This window comes from Amycolatopsis vancoresmycina, from assembly GCF_000716785.1.
Lineage (GTDB): Bacteria > Actinomycetota > Actinomycetes > Mycobacteriales > Pseudonocardiaceae > Amycolatopsis > Amycolatopsis vancoresmycina.
On record NZ_JNYY01000012.1, the window covers coordinates 227,116 to 244,988 of the forward strand.

10 protein-coding genes are annotated in these 17,873 nt (G+C 72.0%); 4 read left to right on the forward strand and 6 right to left on the reverse strand.

The genetic code is table 11. The features are described 5' to 3' along the window. Positions 1-9: 9 nt before the first annotated feature. Both OO60_RS27780 and OO60_RS27785 read right to left on the reverse strand, forming a co-directional pair. The gene (locus tag OO60_RS27780) at positions 10-1,005 is read right to left on the reverse strand and encodes an ABC transporter permease (RefSeq protein WP_003078501.1); all 996 of its coding nucleotides are present in this window, start codon (positions 1,003-1,005) and stop codon (positions 10-12) included. After that, complete coding sequence (locus OO60_RS27785; protein ID WP_003078498.1) at positions 1,005-1,928, reverse strand: ABC transporter permease; 924 nt, start codon at positions 1,926-1,928, stop codon at positions 1,005-1,007. The genes OO60_RS27780 and OO60_RS27785 overlap by 1 nt, the downstream gene beginning before the upstream one ends. 206 nt (positions 1,929-2,134) lie before the next feature. On the opposite strand from OO60_RS27785, the gene OO60_RS27790 reads away from it, so the two are divergent. Together OO60_RS27790 and OO60_RS27795 are read left to right on the forward strand one after the other, a co-directional pair. Beyond that, the gene (locus tag OO60_RS27790) at positions 2,135-3,769 is read left to right on the forward strand and encodes a phospholipid carrier-dependent glycosyltransferase (RefSeq protein WP_003078495.1); all 1,635 of its coding nucleotides are present in this window, start codon (positions 2,135-2,137) and stop codon (positions 3,767-3,769) included. Between the two features lie 100 nt (positions 3,770-3,869). Further along, complete coding sequence (locus OO60_RS27795) at positions 3,870-4,691, forward strand: radical SAM/SPASM domain-containing protein (protein WP_003078491.1); 822 nt, start codon at positions 3,870-3,872, stop codon at positions 4,689-4,691. 9 nt (positions 4,692-4,700) lie between these two features. On the opposite strand, the gene OO60_RS27800 is transcribed toward OO60_RS27795, so the two are convergent. Then, on the reverse strand, positions 4,701-6,953 hold the full coding sequence (locus OO60_RS27800; RefSeq protein WP_240490672.1) for an ATP-binding protein: 2,253 nt from the start codon (positions 6,951-6,953) through the stop codon (positions 4,701-4,703). 449 nt (positions 6,954-7,402) lie between these two features. On the opposite strand from OO60_RS27800, the gene OO60_RS27805 reads away from it, so the two are divergent. Continuing rightward, positions 7,403-11,044 (forward strand): glycoside hydrolase family 3 C-terminal domain-containing protein, encoded by a 3,642-nt coding sequence (locus tag OO60_RS27805; protein WP_003078483.1) that lies wholly within the window; start codon positions 7,403-7,405, stop codon positions 11,042-11,044. A 3-nt stretch (positions 11,045-11,047) separates the two neighbouring features. On the opposite strand, the gene OO60_RS27810 is transcribed toward OO60_RS27805, so the two are convergent. Both OO60_RS27810 and OO60_RS27815 read right to left on the reverse strand, forming a co-directional pair. Next, the gene (locus tag OO60_RS27810; RefSeq protein ID WP_033262399.1) at positions 11,048-12,664 is read right to left on the reverse strand and encodes a tannase/feruloyl esterase family alpha/beta hydrolase; all 1,617 of its coding nucleotides are present in this window, start codon (positions 12,662-12,664) and stop codon (positions 11,048-11,050) included. A 12-nt stretch (positions 12,665-12,676) separates the two neighbouring features. Further along, on the reverse strand, positions 12,677-14,044 hold the full coding sequence (locus OO60_RS27815) for an MFS transporter (protein WP_033262400.1): 1,368 nt from the start codon (positions 14,042-14,044) through the stop codon (positions 12,677-12,679). A gap of 143 nt (positions 14,045-14,187) precedes the next feature. On the opposite strand from OO60_RS27815, the gene OO60_RS27820 reads away from it, so the two are divergent. Then, positions 14,188-15,879, forward strand: a complete 1,692-nt coding sequence (locus OO60_RS27820) for a helix-turn-helix domain-containing protein (protein ID WP_033262401.1) — start codon at positions 14,188-14,190, stop codon at positions 15,877-15,879. Here OO60_RS27820 and OO60_RS27825 read toward each other — a convergent pair. Beyond that, entirely contained in the window at positions 15,832-17,487 is a 1,656-nt protein-coding gene (locus tag OO60_RS27825; protein WP_051767791.1) for a long-chain fatty acid--CoA ligase, read from the reverse strand. The genes OO60_RS27820 and OO60_RS27825 overlap by 48 nt on opposite strands. Between the last annotated feature and the right edge of the window lie 386 nt (positions 17,488-17,873).

The window sequence follows — 17,873 nt, forward strand, 5'->3', positions numbered from 1 at the left end:
GTGTCCCCTTCAGACGAGGCGGGCCCGCGGATCGAGCGCGCCGTAGCAGAGATCGACCAGGAAGTTCAGGACGGTGACCAGCAGGGCGGAGAACAGCGTCACGCCCAGCAGCACCGGCAGGTTGAGCGAGGCGATGGCGTCGACGAGCAGCCGCCCCACGCCGGCCATGCCGAAGATCCGTTCGGTGATCACCGTGCCGGCCAGCAGCGCACCGAGGTCGACGCCGAACACGGTGACCACCGGCAGCAGGACGTTGCGCAACGCGTGCCGTCCCACCACCTTCCGCTCGGTGAGCCCCTTCGCCCGCGCGGTGCGGATGTAGTCCTCGCCGAGGGTTTCCAGCATCTGGCCGCGGGTCAGCCGCGCGTAGATGGCGGCGTGCAGGAAGGCCAGCACGAACCACGGCAGCACGAGGTGCCACGCCCACTGCGCCGGGTTCTCGGTCAGCGGCACGTACCCGGACTTCGGGACGACGTCGAGGGCGAAGGCGAAGATCGTGATGCCGATCATCCCGGCCAGGTAGGCGGGCATGGAGACGCCGGCCATCGCGGCGGCCATCGTGATCCGGTCGGCCGCACTGCCGCGGCGCAGCGCCGAAAGCACGCCGAGGCCGACGCCGGCGACGATCCAGATCGCGGCCGCGCCCAGCGCCACCGAGAAGCTGACCTCGATCCGGCCGCCGATCTCGCTCAGCACGTCGACGTTGTTCTGGAAGTCCCAGCCGAAGCACGGCGCGGTGCAGTGGATCGCCGCGGCGCCGGTGCCGAACGTGCGGCCGCCGAAGATGCCGCCGAGGAAGTCGAGGAACTGCCGGTACCAGGGGACGTCGTAGCCCATGAACTCCCGGGCGAGCTGCAGGCCCTCGGGCGAGCACGGGCGGCCGCACGCCATCCGCGCCGGGTCGGCGGGCAGGACGTAGAACACCACGAACGTCACGAAGGCGACGACGAACAGGACCAGCAGCATCCCGGCGAACCGGGTGGCGGCGAACCGGGCGGTGCGCATCAGGCCGCACCTCCCGAGCGCGGGTCGAGCGCGTCGCGGAGGGCGTCGCCGACGACGTTGAAGGCCAGGGTGATCAGGAACAGCAGCAGGCCGGGGAAGACCAGGTACATCGGGTCGGTTTCGAAGAAGTCGATGGCGGCGCTGATCGTGCGGCCCCAGCTGGGGGTGGGCGGCAGGACGCCGACCCCGAGGAACGACAGCGCGGCCTCGTTGCCGATCATCGACGGCACGGTCAGGCTGGCGACGACGATGATCGGCGCCCACAGGTTGGGCAGCAGCTCCTTCGTGAACACGTGCCACGGCCCGGCGCCCACCACCCGGGCCGCGGCGACGAAGTCGCGCTTGGCCAGGCTCAGCGTCTGGGCGCGGACGATCCGGGCCACCCGCGGCCAGCCGAAGAGCCCGAGGACGACGATCAGCGTCACCTGGCGCGGGAAGTCCACCGGCAGGACCGCGCCGAGCGCGATCATGAAGATCAGGTACGGGAAGCCGAGGATGACGTCGGCGGTCCACGTCACCACGCGGTCCCACCAGCCGCCGAGGTAGCCGGCGCTGACCCCGGCCACGACGCCGAGCACGGTGCCCAGCGCGGTGGCACCGAGCCCGACCAGCAGTGACGTCCGCGCGCCGTGCGCGACCAGCGCGAACAGGTCGACGCCGGTCAGCGGCTCGACGCCGAACCAGTGCGCGCCGCTCAGCCCGCCCAGCGTCCCGGCCGGCAGGCCGGTGGGGCCGAGGGTGCCGATGTCCGGGGTCAGGCTCTGCCCCTCGGCCAGGACGAAGAGGTCGGCCGCGGCCGCGAGCAGCACGATGGCGACGATCAGGACCGCGCAGACGGACGTCCACCGCCCGGAACGGACGGCACGCCACACCGCGGCGGGCAGGGAACGCGCCGCGGACGGCGGCAGAGCGGGGACGGACACAACACCTTCAAGGTTCAGCCGATCGAGTGACGATCGAGGACTTTAAGGAGTTCGCGCGTGATCGATCCACTGTCTCGCACTGTGGGACGATACTTGCTTGCCCGGTCCGTGTCATGGGAATGCCGCTCGACGACCGGCAGAACCACCGCACCGGCCGAGCGTCTAATGGAGGTGATGCCCCCGAGGCCGGCAGGAGGTGGCGCGAGTTGTCCCTGTTGACCAGCCTGCCGCCGCCCGCGGCCGAGACACCGGCGCCCCCGCCGCGACGGGCCCGCCGACGCTGGTGGTACGCGCTCGTCGTCGTGGCCCTGCTGGGCGGGATGGCGATCGCGATGATCACCACGGCCGTGGCGCAGTCCCCGACCATCGACGAACCGGTCTACGCGGGCACCGCGGTCGTTTACCTGGAGCAGCACAGCCTGCGGTACAACCCCGAGCACCCGCCGCTGGGCAAGCTGATCATCGCGACCGGCCTCGCGTTCGCCGACGTGCACCTCGACCCGGCGTTCACCGGCGACCAGACGCAGCTGGGCCGGCACGTGCTGTACGAGTCCGGCCAGGACCCGGGCCGGTTGCTGCTGCTGGCCCGGTTGCCGGTGATCCTGCTGACGCTGCTGTTCGGGCTGGTCGTGTTCGCGTTCGCCCGCGACCTGACCGGGCCCGCGGGCGGACTGGTCGCGCTGGCGCTGTATGCGTTTTCCCCGGACGTCATCGCGCACGGATCGCTGGCGACGCTGGACGTGCCGGTGGCGGGGTTCCTGGTGGCGTCGGCGTGGCTGGCGTGGCGGGCCCGGCGGCGTCCCGCCCGGTACGTCCCGTTGACGGGCCTCGCGCTGGGCGCGGCCGTCGCCACGAAGATGAGCGCGCTCGCGGCGGTTCCCGTGCTGCTGCTCCTGGTGGCCGTGTCGGTCCGGCGGGCCGGTCATCGGCACTGGCTTCGCGCGATCGGCGGCGCCGTTTCCGTTGCACTGCTGGCGATCGCGGTCGTGTGGGCGTCCTATGCGGTCGTCGACCCGCAGCTGCGCTGGACGACACCACCGGGCCTGCCGCCGTTGACGGGTCTGCGCGCGCTCGCCGGGTGGCTGCCGCTGCCGGAGCCGTACCTGGCGGGGATGCGCGTCCAGTTCGGCTTCGAAGACCAGGTGTGGACGACGTTCCTGTTCGGCACGCAGCACGTCGAATCCCTGTGGTACTACCTCCCGGCGGCGCTGCTGGTGAAGACACCGCTGGGGGCATTGGCGTCGTGGGTGGCCGGAGCGGTCGTGCTGGTGGCGATCCCCCGCCTGCGCCCGGCGGCGCTGTACGTGCTCCTCCCCACGGCCGTCCTGCTGGCCGCGGCGATGACGGGCAGCCGCGACCTGGGCGTCCGGTACGTGGTGTTCATGCCGATGTTCCTGGCCATCGCGGCGGCCGGGGTGGTTGCGCTGCACCGGCGCTGGGCGCAGGTGGCGGTGGCGGCCTTGGTCGTGTTCGCGGCGGCGAGTTCGCTGCGGACGTTCCCGTACTACTTGCCGTACGCGAACGAGGCGTTCGGCGGCCCGGAAGCGACCCACCGGCACCTGCACGATTCGAACGTCGACTGGGGCCAGGACCTGGCCCGGCTGGGCTCCCGGTACGCGGGCGAACGGGTGTGGCTGGTGTACAAGGGCAGCGGAGTGCCGTCGTACTACGGGATCGTGGCGGCGGACCCGCTGACGGTCCCGGCGACGGAGGTGCACGGGCTGCTGGCGGTGTCGGATTCCGCGGTGGCGAAGGCGAACGGGAGACTGGCCGAGCTGATCGCGACGAGCACCCCGATCGACGAAGTGGGCCACGCGATCACGATCTACCGGCGGCCTTGAGGAACTGGACAACCGTTCCGCGGCCATTGACCCTCCGCGAACTACCTGCGACCCTTCGTGCACGCGCTCTCGCTCTGTGGCCGGGGAAGGGGAGAGACCGATGCCAGCCGGCACGCGCATCCGATCGCTCGCGCTGGAACTGACCGGGCGGTGTCAGCTCTCCTGCGCCCACTGCTACGCCGAGTCGTCACCGCGCGGCGGGCACGGTTCCATGACCGCCGCGGACTGGCGGGAAGTGCTCGACACGGCGGCCGGATCCGGCGTGACGGCGGTGCAGTTCATCGGCGGCGAACCGACCCTGCACCCGGAGTGCGCGAGCCTGGTCGACCGGGCACTGGCGTTGCGCATGCGGGTCGAGGTGTTCACCAACCTGGTGCAGGTCAGCCGATCCTGGTGGTCGCGTTACCTGCGTCCGGGCGTGAGCGTGGCAACGTCCTACTACACCACGGATTCCGCGGCCCACGATGCTTTCACCGGTCTCCCGGGCAGTCATGCCCGGACGCGCGCGAACATCGCGCAGGCCGTGCGGACGGGGGTGCGGATCCGGGTGGCGGTGGTCGGGTCCGGCGCGGTGGCGGACCGGGCGTGCGCGGATCTCGCCGCGCTGGGCGTCGAAGACGTCACCGTCGGGCGGTTCCGGGAAGTCGGCCGCGCTTCCCGCGAAGGTGGCCGCCCGCCGGCCGCCGAACTCTGCGGCCGGTGTGCCCAGGGCAGTGCGGCCATCGATCCGTTCGGCAATGTCTCGCCCTGCGTGATGGCGCGGCGGATCCACCTCGGGAACGTCCACCGGGAGCCCGTCGGGAAGATCCTCGCCGGTCCGCGGATGGCGGCGATCTCCGCGCACTTCGCCGAGCGGACCGGCGGCGACGACTGCCCACCGGCGCAAGCGTGCTCACCAAGGCTGCCACCGCCCGGCACGTGAGCCTCCGGTTCAGCCGAGCAGCCGGTTCAGCCGCACCGCCTTCGCCTGCGCCTGCGGATCGGCGTAACTCCCGAACAGTTCGGCCGCCTCCTGCCGGCACGCCCGCGCTTCGGCGGCATCCGCGTCCGCCACCGCCTCGCCGAGGTTGTCCAGGGCGACGGCGAGCTGCCACCGGTCGTCGAGGTCCCGGAGAATCGCCACCGCCCGGCGGTGGAACGGCACGGCGTCCTCGGCACGGCCGAGGCCCTGGTACGCCTCCCCCGTGCCGTCCAGCGCAGCGGCCTCCCTGACCGGGCTTTCGAGCGCCCGGTGCAGCGTCGTCGCCCGCTGGCCGGAGACGAGTGCGTCGTTGAACAGGCCGTTGAGCCGCTGGATCCGGGCGTACTCGAGGAGCACCCAGCCCTCGTTGCGGTCTTCGTTGCGGGCGCGCGCGAGTTCGAGCGCCTTTCCCGCCGATTCGAGCGCGTCTTCACGCCGGCTTTCCGCCGAATCGGCCTGGGCCCTGGCCAGCACGACGAGCGCGACCAGTTCCCGCCGCTGGTCGCCGAGTTCCCGGCTCAACGCCAGGCTCCGGCTCGCGGTCCCGATCGCCTCCGGGTACCGGCCCGAACCGCAGTAGGCGTCCGCGAGGTTGAACAGGGCGGTCGCTTCGCGCTCGGGGTCGTCCTGGGCGCGCGAAAGCGCCAGCGCCGACTCCAGCTGCTCGACGGCTTCGGGGAACCTGCGTTGCATGAGGAAGATCACCCCGAGCATGTTCACCGACAGCGATTCCCCCTCGCTGTCACCGATTTCGCGGCGGATCGCCAGCACGTCCCGGTGCACGCGCACCGCGTCGTTCAGGCGATGCTGGGTGGAATAGGCGCTCCCGAGCGCGAAGACGCCTTCCGCTTCGGCCAGCCGGTCGGCGTCCCGGCGCGCGGCACTGATCGCGGTCTCGATGACCTGGAGCCGGTCGGCGATCGTCGCTTCCCGCGTGAAGTACGGTCGCAGCACCAGCGCCAGTTGCCAGGAAACGCGGTCCAGTCCCGATTTCTCCGCGGCTTGGACCGCGGCCAGGAGGTTGGACCATTCGACTTCGTACCACCGCGCGCCGTCGAGGTAGGCCGGGAACGCGGGCACCGCCGAGGGAGCCGGGAGCGCCGTCGGCGGGAGGAGCCGGACCGGTGTGCGCATGGCCGTGCCGGCGGCGTGGGCGACGTGCAGGTACCACGCCAGCACCCGGCTCAGGGCGGCGTACTGCTCCTCCAGGGAGTCTTGGTGGTGGGCTGCGTTCGTCGCATACGCGCGAAGGAGGTCGTGGAATTCGTAGCGGTCCGGCCCGGTCTGCTCGATCAGGTGGACACCGCAGATGGAATCCAGCAGCCGGCGGGCGTCCAGCACCGTGACGTCCGCCAGCTCGGCCGCCGCCTGGACGCTGAACTCGGGGCCGGGGTGCAGGCCGAGCAGGCGGAACATCCGGGCCGCGTCGGCCGGCAGGGCCCGGTACGACCACGCGAACACCGCACGGACGCCGTCCGCTTCTTCGCCGTCCTCGGCGGTGAGGGCGTCCCAGAGCCCGGATTCGTCGCGCAGGTCCTGGATGAGCTGCGCCAAGGGCATCCACGGCCGGGTCGCGGCCCGTTCGGCGGCGATCCGCAGCGCCAGCGGCAGGCAGGCGCACAGCCGGGCGAGCTCGGCGATGTCGGCGGGATCGTCCTGGCCGCGGTAGTCCGCGGTGATGGCGGTGATCAGCTCGACCGACTCGGATTCGGGCAGAACTTCCAGGGTAACGCGCTGAGCGCCGTCGCGGGCCATGAGCCCGGCGAGCCGGCTCCGGCTGGTGACGACGACCCGGCACCCGTCGGCACCGGGGATGAGGGGCCGCACCTGGCCGACGCTTTCGGCGTTGTCCAGGACGACCAGGACACGGCGGTTGGCCAGCAACGACCGGTAGAGCGACGACTTGGCTTCCAGGTCGGCGGGAATGCGGGACGGGGGCACGTCCAGGGCGCGGATGAACCGGTCAAGCGCCTGTTCGGCGGTGATCGGAGTGCCCGGGTCATAACCGCGGAGGTTCACGTACAACTGGCCGTCGGGGAACTGGTCCTGGGTGCGATGCGCCCAGCGCAGCGCCAAGGCCGTCTTCCCCACGCCGGCCGTTCCGACGATCACCGTGAGGTGCGCAGCTTCCGGACCCAGCGGGAACAGGACCGCGTCCAGCCGCCCCAGTTCCGCGAACCGGTTGACGAATCCGCGGACGTCGCCCAGCAATTGGCGAGGCACGTCCCGCCGCTCTGGGCCGGAACGGTGAAAATGTACCCCTCCGCTGACATCTCGCGCCTGGACGACATCACTGGCTGTGCCGGACAGCTCCGATCGGGTGCCGTCCATGGGAACCGGTACCGCCTTGTCGGCGTTCCTGTTCATCGGGTTCATCGTTCCTCCCAGATCGATGCAACCGAACCTCCACCGTAGGGCCTCGTCGGCGGCCCGGCGAGGCCGTCAGGATTTCGGTCGCAGGAACGCGACACTTGTTTCACTCTCCCGGGGTCTCGGCTCGCCCCGAACGAGCGGAGTTCGCCCTCATGCGCGTGAAATTTACAAACCTCTCCGGTTATTCCGCCGACGCGACCTCGGGCTCGGCACCGGCGCCTTGCCACTCCCGCGCGGCGGCTGCTAACGATGACGAGCGGACCAAGCCGCAGCCATCGACCTTCTGTGACGGAGATCCGATGCCCTTGCTCTCCCCCGGCCGGCGGCTGACCGCCACCGCGCTCACCGCGGCGATCGCCGCCGCCACCTTTGTCGTTCCCGCCGCGGCGGGCGTTCCCGCCGCGCTTCCCGTCTACCGGGACACCCGCTACAGCTTCGCCGAACGGGCCGCCGATCTCGTCTCCCGGATGACGCTGCCCGAAAAAGTGCTGCAGCTGCACACCAACAGCGCGCCCGCCATTCCGCGGCTCGGTGTCCAGCAGTACACCTACTGGAGTGAAGGCCAGCACGGCCTCAACACGCTCGGTGCCAACACCGATCACGGCACCGACACCGGTGGCGTGCACGCCACCAGCTTCCCCACCAACCTCGCGAGCACCATGTCGTGGGACCCCGATCTGCTCTACCAGGAGACCACCGCGATCTCCGACGAAGCCCGCGGCATGCTGGACAAGTCGCTGTGGGGCGTCGCGCAGAACAACATCGGGCCCGACAAGAACGGGTACGGCTCGCTCACCTACTGGGCGCCGACCGTCAACCTGGACCGGGACCCGCGGTGGGGGCGGACCGACGAGGGGTTCGGCGAGGATCCCTTCTTCGTCGCGAAGATGGCCGGTGCCTTCGTCAACGGCTACCAGGGCCAGACGCCGTCCGGGCGGCCCATGACGCCCTACCTCAAGGTCGCCGCCACGGCCAAGCACTACGCGCTCAACAACGTCGAGAACGACCGGCACGCCGATTCCTCCGACACCACCGACGCCAACATCCGCGACTACTACACCGCGCAGTTCCGCTCCCTCATCCAGGACGCGCACGTGTCCGGCCTGATGACCTCCTACAACGCCATCAACGGCACCCCCGCGCCGGCGAACACCTACACCGCCAACGCGCTCGCCCAGCGCACCTACGGCTTCGACGGCTACACCACCTCCGACTGCGGTGCCGTCGGTGACGTCTACGCCCCGGGCAGCCACGACTGGGCGCCGCCGGGCTGGACCACGACCACCGCCGGGGCCGCCACCCAGTGGACGAACACCGCCACCGGGCAGCAGGTTTCCGGGGCCGCCGGTGGGCAGGCGTACGCCCTGCGCGCCGGCACCCAGCTCAACTGCACCGGCTCCGAAGCCACCGTGGCCAACGTCGAGGAGGCCATCAAGGCCGGCGTGCTCTCCGAAGGCGTGCTGGACAACGCGCTGGTGCACGTCTTCACCACGCGGATGCAGACCGGCGAGTTCGACCCGCCGGACCGCGTCGCCTACACGAAGATCACCAAGGACCAGATCCAGAGCGCCGCACACCACGCGCTGGCCGCGAAGGTCGCCGCCAACTCGCTGGTGCTGCTGAAGAACGACGCCCTGCCCGGAACCGGGAAGCCGCTGCTGCCCGCCGATCCGGCGAAACTCGGCAGCGTGGTCGTCGTCGGGGACCTCGCCGGCAAGGTGACTCTCGGCGGCTACTCCGGCGAACCGGCCGTGCAGGTGACCGCCGTGCAGGGGATCACGGCCGCCCTGAAGGCGGCGAACCCGGCCGCCACCGTCACTTTCGACGCGTGCGGCACGTCCACCGGCACCACGACCGCGGCCGCCTGCGCCCCGGCGACCCTCGAAGCGATCAAGACCGCCGACCTCGTCGTGGTGTCCGCCGGCACGGACACGAACACCGCCACCGAAGGCAAGGACCGCACCAGCATCGCCATGCCGGGCAACTACGACTCGCTGATCGACCAGGTCAAGGCGGCCGGCAACCCCCGCACCGCGCTCGCCGTCCAGGCGGGCGGCGCGGTTTCGCTCACCCACGCGAAAGACGGCGTCCCGGCCATCGTGTTCAGCGCCTACAACGGGGAAAGCCAGGGCACCGCGCTCGCCGACGTCCTGTTCGGCAGGCAGAACCCCAGCGGGCACCTGAACTTCACCTGGTACGCCGACGACTCGCAGCTGCCCGCCATCAAGAACTACGGCCTCACGCCGTCCCAGACCGGCGGGCTCGGCCGCACCTACCAGTACTTCACCGGCACCCCGGCGTACCCCTTCGGCTACGGGCTTTCCTACACGAACTTCACCTACTCGCGCGTGCACGCCGACACCCGGCACGTCACCGCCGACGGGCAGGTCACCGTGCACGTCGACGTCACCAACACCGGCGGCACGGCCGGCGCCGCGGTCGCCCAGCTGTACGCCGCCACGGCGTTCGGCGTGCCGGGCGTGGAACTCCCGCGCCGGCGCCTGGCCGGGTTCCGGAAGACCGGCGTGCTCGCCCCCGGCCAGACCCAGCACCTGGCCATCCCGGTCCGGATCACGGACCTGGCGCTGTGGGACGAAGGAAAGCACCGCCAGGTCGTGTACGACGGCTCCTACCGCTTCGGCGTGGGTGCCGACGCCGACCACCTCGCCGGCAGCGCCGCGGTGACCGTCAGCGGGGCCAGCACGCCGAAGACGCGGTCGGTGAGCGTGCAGCCCGGCCAGGTCGTCTTCGCGCCGGGCGCGCGGCTCGACCTGACCGGCCGGAACCCGTGGATCGCCGACGACACCGCCCAGGCGGCTCAGCACGTGCCGGCCGACCACGTCGTCGAGGCGGTGCGCGACGACCAGTCGTTCACCGACCTCGCGCACGCCCGGATCGGCTACCGCAGCAGCGATCCGCGGGTGGCCCAGGTCAGCCGCACCGGCCAGGTGACCATGGTGGCGCCCGGCGTCGCGACCATCAGCGTCACCGTCGACGGCGTCACCGGCAGCACGCCGGTGGTCGTCAAGCAGCCGTTCTCGCTCGCCGCACCGGCCCAGGTCCAAGCGGGCACGACCTACCCGGTCACCACGACGCTGCCAAACCCGGCGGGCGCCCGGCCGCTGCGTGACGTGACCATGACGCTCGACGTGCCCGCCGGCTGGACCGTGAAGGCCACTTCGCCGGCCACTTTCCCCGTCGTCCAGCCCGGGCAGACCGTCACCACCACCTGGGAGGTCGGCGTGCCGGCCTCGGCCCAGCCCGGGAAGTTCGCCGTGTCGGCGCAGGCCACGTTCACCTCCGCCAACGGGCCCGGCGCTTCCGTGGACGCGACCACCGTGCTGCTTCCGCACCCGCCGTACCCGTCGCTGGCCGCGGCCTACAACAACGTGGGCACCAGCGACGACGCCACCCCCGGTGCGGGCAACTTCGACGGCGGCAACGCCAGCTTCTCCGCGCAGGCACTGGCCGCGGCGACGCCCAGCCTCACGCCGGGAGCCACGTTCACCCACGACGGCCTGACGTTCACCTGGCCGGACGCCCCGCCGGGCGGCCAGGACAACGTCGTCGCCGGCGGGGTGGCCGGCGGGCAGACGATCGCGATCTCGGGCTCCGGCCACACCCTGGGCCTGATCGGCGCGGGCGACTACGGCAGCCCGAGCGGAACGGCGACGGTGACCTACACCGACGGCACCACCGAGTCCCATTCCGTCAGCTTCGCCGACTGGTGGGCCAACGCGGCGACCGGCGGCGACATCCTCACCACCCTCCCCTACCTCAACAACAGCAACGGGCGGCTGAACCAGCCGGTGAGCCTGTACTACGCGCCGATCCCGTTGCAGCCCGGCAAAACCGTGCGGTACCTGACCCTGCCCGACGTCAGCGACGGCGCGAACATGGGCACAGCGGCGATGCACATCTTCACCGTGGCCATCGGGTGAACCTCACCGGGCACAGGTGAAACTCGTGGCGCGGTCCGGGTCACCGGCCCAGTACCGCGGCCACGCCGGGTACTCGCAGAGGGGGCGGGTCCGCTGGTGGGCCAGGTCGGTGACGACCTGGCCCGCCGGTGCCCGGCCCTGCTCGACCCACCGTTCGAGGGCCGAAAGCGAGTCCCAGCCGGCCGCGAACGCCGGTGTCCCGAAGTTGGCGTGGTTGGCCCCGGGCACGACGTAGTAGCGCAGGAACTCGCTCGTCGCCCGCGGGCCCGCCACGGCACGCACCCGCTCGTAGTAGTCGCTCGTCGAGTACGGCGAGACCAGTTCGTCCGCAGCGCCGTGCATCAGGATCAGCTTCCCGCCGGCGCGGGCGAACGGGCGCAGGTCCGCGTTGTTCCGGTCCTCGATCGCGGACAGGGCACTGATCCGGCCGAGCCACGCGCCGGGACGGCGGGGATCGATGTCGAGGGCGTTGTGGAGCGGGTCCCGGGTGAGGAAGTACTTGACCCACTGGTCCCAATACTGCATCCCGTAGCCGCTCGTCACCGGCATCGGGTCGGCCGGCGCCGTGGTGCCGAAGCCGAGGAACGGCGTCCGCATGTCCGCCCCCGAGAGGAACGGGAAGCCCGGGTAAGCGGTTTCCCCGCTGGCGACCCGATACGGCCACCGGAACGGCGACGACATCGCGCGCACCGCGCCGAGCTGGGCATCGGACAGGCAGGCCGGGCCGGTGTCGGCCCCGCCCGGGCAGCGAAGCACGCGCGGGTCGAAGCGGCAGCCCGCCGGGTTCGAGACGATCTTGTCGGCGACGCCGTCCAAGCCGTCACAGGCGTTGATGACGCTGTCGTAGAGGAGTGTCTGCTTCGCGGGTCCGGGGAAAGCACCGGGACGTGCCAGGATTTGCGTCAGGTAGCCCAAATCGAGGATCTCGGCGAGGTTGTTCCACGCCGGGAAGGCGGAAATCACGCCGTCGAACGCGGCCGGCCACCGCTGCGCGACGACGAGGGCTTCGCGGCCGCCGGTCGACCCGCCGGAGAAGAACACTTCGGCGGGCGTCGCCGCGTAGGCGTGGCGGATCAGGAACAGGCTCGCGTCCCGGGTCTTCTTGAGGGCGTCTCCGGCGGCGAAATTGGTCAGGGCCTCGTCGTTCAGGCCGAACGATCCGTCGAGGGACGGTGGCCGCGCCGGGTTCTGCTGGTGACCCGAGTCGCTCCCGAAGGTGGCGTACCCCCGGGCCAGCGGCGCCGGCCGGTCGGCGGGCCCGAACGGCACGTTCGCCGTCACGTCGGGGATCGTGCCGTTGAACCCGCCGCCGCCGAACATCAGCGCCTTGTGGTTCCACGCGCGGGGCAGCGCGACGCGCAGCTTGATCGCGGGCGCGGCCGGGTCGACCGGGAACAGGTCGGCGTCGACCTGGCAGTACTCACCCGCAACGGGATTCGACACCTCCGACACCGCCGTGACGCGGCCGCCGGTGGTCGGCAGGCTCATCGCCCGCGCCGGGATCGCCAGCCCGGCGAGCCCGGCGCAGTCCGGGGCCGCCGGGGCCGCCGCGGCGGCGGGCGCGGCGGCGCTCGCCGCCAGCACCACGGCCGCCGACACCAGGAACTTGCGCGTTCTCATTGCGGCTCCTTCTCAGTGGAGGTGCGCGCCCGGGACGGCGTGCGGATCGGCGCGGACCTCGGCGGGGTTCGTCTCGGGCAGGAACCACGCGCTGGCGAAGGTGATCAGCCCCATCGCCGTGATGTAGACCGCGACCGGCCAGGTGCTCCCGGTCCCCGCGATCAGCGCGGTCATCAGGAACGGCGTGCCGCCGCTGACGATGATCGCCGACAGCTGGTAGGCCAGCGACGCACCCGAGTAGCGGACGTTGGGGGCGAACAGCTCGCCGAGGAAGCTCGCGATCGGGCCGTAGGTGAGGCACTGGAACACGAATCCCACCGTCACGGCGACGAAGATCAGCGGCAGGGACGCGGTGTTCACGAGCCCGAAGTAGGGGAAGGCCCAGGCGGCCACGCCCAGCCCGCCGATGAGGATCAGCGGGCGCCGGCCCACCTTGTCCGAGAAGTACCCGGACCACGGGATGGTCGCGAGCATCGCTGCGGAGCTGAGCAGCACGACCGCCAGCAGCGCGTTGCGCTTGAGGCCGAGGGTGCCGGTGCCGTAGCTCAGCAGGCCGGAAATGCTGACGTAGAACAGGCTGTTGGTGGCGGACAGCAGCCCGCAGCCGAGCAGGATGGTGCCCCACCGGCGGCGGACGACCTCGGCCAGCGGTGCCCGGACCACCGGCTTCGCCGTTTCCCGTTGCAGGGCGCGGAACTCCGGCGTGTCCTCCACCTTGGCCTGGATGTAGAGCACGACGCCGAACATCACGACGCTGAGCAGGAACGGGATGCGCCAGCCCCAGCTCAGGAAGGCGGCGTCCGGCATCAGGGCGCTCGCCGCCACGAAGATCAGGTTGGACAGCACCACGGCCACCGGCACGCTGGTCTGGCCGAAGGTCCCGGCGAACCCGCGCCGCTTCGGACCGGCGGATTCGGTCAGCAGCAGCACGATCCCGCCCCACTGGCCGCCGGCCGCGAGCCCCTGGACGAACCGCAGGACGACCAGCAGGATCGGGGCCACCGCGCCGGCGCTCGCCGCGCTGGGCAGGCAGCCGATGAGGAAGGTGGCGGCGCCCATCAGGGCCAGGCAGGCGACGACGACCGGCTTGCGCCCGTACCGGTCGCCGAGGTGCCCGGCTAGCACCCCGCCGACCGGCCGCGCCACGAACCCCGCCCAGAACGTGCTGAAGGCCAGGAGCGTCCCGGTCAGCGCCGTCGCGTGCGGGAAGAACACCTTCGGGAACACCAGCGCGGCCGCGGTGCCGTAGAGGAAGAAGTCGTACCACTCGATCGAACTGCCGACGAGCCCCGCCGCCAGCAGTTTGCGGAAGGCCCGGCGCCCGGTCGCGGACACCGCGGTGCCGGACTGCCCGTCGGGTTGGGTGAGCGGGATGGCCATGGGTGCCGCCTTCGTCGATGAGCGCCGGCAGGTGATGGCGGTCATGGTAGGGCGCGGTTACGCTGCCCCCGGAGGTGTGGACCACCCACTCCTCCGCACCCCGCGGTGGGGTTTTCGCCCACCTGACACCGGAGGACCGTGCCGTGACCAGTGGCTCGCCCGGACGACGGCAGCGTGAACTGGCGTCGTTGTACGCGACCGTCAAATCGCTCACCGCACTGGGCGAGCTCGACGAGGTCCTGCAGTCGATCGTGCACCACGCGCACGACCTGATCGGCACCGACTTCACCTACCTCTCGCTGGTCGGCGCGGACGGCAGGCTCTCGGCGCGCGCGTCGGACGGGACGATCTCCGCCGAGTTCCTCGCCGCGACCATCCCGGCCACGGTCGGGCTCGGCGGCAAGGTGCTGGCGTCCAAGAGCCCGCACTGGGTGCGCGACTACGCCAGCTCGACGCGCATCCGGCACGATCCGGACTTCGACCGGCTGGTCGGCACCGAGGAACTGGTGGCGCTGCTCGGGGTGCCGCTGGTCATCCGCGGCGAGGCGGTCGGTGCCCTGTTCGCCGCGGACCGCTCGGAACGGTCCTTCCAGGCCGAGGAAATCGCGCTGCTGAACGCGTTCGCCGACCACGCCGCCGTCGCGCTCGACAACGCCCGGCTGTACGAGGAAAGCCGGACCGCGCTGCGGGAACTGCGGGTCGCCTACCGGAAGATCGAGCGGGCGCAGGCGATCCACGAAGCCCTGACCGGGGTCGTGCTGGGCGGCGGGACACCCGGCGACGTCGCCCAGCACCTGGCCGACCAGCTGGGCGGCAGCGTCACGCTGCTCGGCCCGGCGGACGGGCACGAGCTGGCCGGCGCGGTCGAGGACGCCCGGCGCTCGGGCCGCTGCGCGGTTTCGGTGGCCGCGGACGGAACCACCCGCAGCGTGGCCGCGATCCAGGCCGGTGACAGCTACCTCGGCGCGCTGGTGTGGACCCGGGACGCGGCCGGCCGCCACGGCGCACCGGACGACACCGACCTGCGGACCCTCGAACGCGCCACCCACATCCTGGGGCTGCTCGTCCTCAAGGAGCGGGCCGTGGCCGAGGCGGGCGAACGGGTGAGCGGCGAACTGCTGACCGAGCTCGTCCTCGGCGGCCCCACGATCGGCCCGGCCCAGCGCGCCCGCGCCCGCGCCCGCGCCATCGACGTCGACCGCCTGGACCTGGTGCTGGTCGCGGACTGCCCGGCGGTGCCGCCGGCCGGCCTGGCCCGGCACCTCTACGACCTCGCCCGCGTCCACAACGGACTGGCCGGCGAACACCTCGGCCGGGCCACGATGATCCTGCCCGGCCCCGACGCGGACCGCACCGTGGCCGACGTCCACACCGGACTCCGGCGCTCGCTGGGCGAGCCCGTCCTCGTCGTCGGCGAACCCGCCGCGGACCACGACTGGGCCCGCGCGTTCGCACTGGCCGGCCGCTGCAGCGCCGTGCTGCGCGCGCTCGGGCACACCGACCTGGGGGCCACCACGGGCGAATACGCCTTGTACGCCATGGTTTTCGATCCCGAGCGGGCCGGTGAGCTCGACCGGTTCCTCGCCGCCTCGATCGGTGCCCTCCTCGAGTACGACGAGCGGCGCGGCACGGACCTGGTCGGCACGCTCAGCGCGTACTACGTCCACCGCGCCAACGTCGCCGCGACGGCCCGTGCGCTGCACCTGCACGTCAACACACTGCTCAAGCGGCTGGACCGGGCCGGGACCGTGCTCGGGGCCGGCTGGCGCCACGGGAACGACCTCGAACTACAGCTTGGCCTCCGGCTGCACCAGCTCCGCGCGGTCACGTCCTGAGGCTTCGGCCGAATCGCGCAGGGCGGCCTTCGAAATCTTGCCGGTGCCCGTCTTCGGGAGGCTGGGGACCAGGACGAATTCGTCGGGCAGCCACCACTTCGCGACCATCGGCGTGAGGTGCGCCAGCAGCTCGGCGGCCGTCGTCGCGCTGCCTTCGCGCAGGACGACGTAGGCCACCGGGCGTTCGCCCCACCGCGGGTCCGGCCGCGCGATCACCGCCGCTTCGACGACGTCGGGATGGGCGGCGATGGCCCCCTCGAGCTCGACCGAGGAGATCCACTCGCCACCGGACTTGACCAGGTCCTTCATCCGGTCCACCAGCCGCAGGTAGCCGTCGGCGTCGAGGGTGGCCAGGTCGCCGGTGCGCAGCCAGCCGTCGGCGGTGAAGCTGCCGGCGGCGGCCACCCGGTAGTAGCCACCCGCCACCCACGGCCCCGCCACCTGCAGCTCGCCGACGGCGGTGCCGTCGCGGGGCAGCTCCCGGCCGGTCTCGACGTCGGCGATCCGCACGTTCACCAGCGGCAGCGGCTGGCCCTGGGCGGCCCGCACCGCCACCCGGTCCGCCTCGGGCGCGTCCCGGTGCTGGGTGCGGGTCCCGCCGATGGCGCCGACCGGGCTGATCTCCGTCATGCCCCAGGAGTGCGTGATGGGCACGCCGATCGCGGCGCGGTAGGTCTCCGACAGCGCCGGCGGGACGGCCGCGCCGCCGCCGAGCAGGAACCGCGTGGCACCGAGGTCGTGGTCCCGCAGCCGCGGCGCCATGCCGGTCCAGACCGTCGGGACGGCCCCGGCGACGGTGACCCGCTCGGCCGCCATCACCCGCAGCAGGTGGTCCGGGTCCGCGGACGGCCCGGGCAGCACCAGTGACGCGCCCGCCAGCATCGCGCCGTAGGGCAGGCCCCAGGCGTTGGCGTGGAACATCGGCACGATCGGCAGCACGACGTCGCTCTCGCAGAGCCCGATCAGGCCCGCGGCCAGGGTGCCCAGGCCGTGCAGGACGGTCGACCGGTGGCTGTAGAGCACGCCCTTGGGCCGCCCGGTCGTGCCGGAGGTGTAGCACAGCCCGGATGCGAGGTGCTCGTCCGCGAGCGTGAACGTGTCCTCGAACGAACCGGTGAAGGGCTCGGCGGCGGAGACCAGGTCGTCGTAGTGCAGGACACGCTCGTCCGCCGGGATCGGCGTGCCGCTGTCGTCGGGCAGCACCACCCAGTGCCGCACGCCCGGCAGCCGCCCGGCGCTCGGCCAGATGCGGGGCAGCAGCGCGCGGTCGACGAACAGGACGTCGTCCTCGGCGTGGCCGACGATGTACTCGAGGTGCTCCGCCGGCAGCCGGATGTTGATCGAGTGCAGCACCCGCTTGGTGGCCGGGACCGCCAGGTAGAGCTCCAGGTGCCGCCGGTGGTTGCTCGCGAAGGTCGCGACCCGGGCGCCGGGCGGCACGCCGAGGGCGTCCAGTGCGGTGGCGAGGCGCCGGGTCCCGTCGGCGACCTCGGCGTACGTCAGCCGTCCCTCCCCCGCCGTGACGACTTCCTTGTGCGCGTAGAGCCGCTCGGCGCGCTCCAGGATGTGGGCGATGGTGAGCGGCCGTGGCTGCATCAACCCGTCCATGGCACCCCCTTTCCTTCCGGTCGCGGGGTGAACTCTAGGAGCGGTTCCGGCCGGGGAGAGAGGGCGGAACCGCCCACTCGTCCGGCTCCTCTGGTGGTGATCACCTCCACGCCGGCGGGGCCGTTGCCCGCCCCGGACAGCGATCGGGAGATTTTCGGGCAGCCGGTGGCCCATACCGGTGAAACCGGGTCCGGCGCTGCTAATTTCGGGCGACGACTCGGTGAAAAGAGGGTTGCGCAGTGGCAAACCCGCTGGTGGCGGAGACGAAGGATTCCACGAAGGCGTACTCGGGGATTTCGCTGCTGGAGTCGGCGAACGATCTGAAGTCGGCCATCGAGAGCGGTGATTGGGCGTCGGTCGCGATGGGGGCGGTCGGGACGGCGCTG

Coding starts and splice junctions, on each gene's coding strand:
- OO60_RS27805 (WP_003078483.1), top strand. CDS start 7,403: ATGCCCTTGCTCTCCCCCGGCCGGCGGCTGACCGCCACCGCGCTCACC.
- OO60_RS27795 (WP_003078491.1), top strand. CDS start 3,870: ATGCCAGCCGGCACGCGCATCCGATCGCTCGCGCTGGAACTGACCGGG.
- OO60_RS27815 (WP_033262400.1), bottom strand. CDS start 14,044: ATGGCCATCCCGCTCACCCAACCCGACGGGCAGTCCGGCACCGCGGTG.
- OO60_RS27810 (WP_033262399.1), bottom strand. CDS start 12,664: ATGAGAACGCGCAAGTTCCTGGTGTCGGCGGCCGTGGTGCTGGCGGCG.
- OO60_RS27825 (WP_051767791.1), bottom strand. CDS start 17,487: ATGGACGGGTTGATGCAGCCACGGCCGCTCACCATCGCCCACATCCTG.
- OO60_RS27780 (WP_003078501.1), bottom strand. CDS start 1,005: ATGCGCACCGCCCGGTTCGCCGCCACCCGGTTCGCCGGGATGCTGCTG.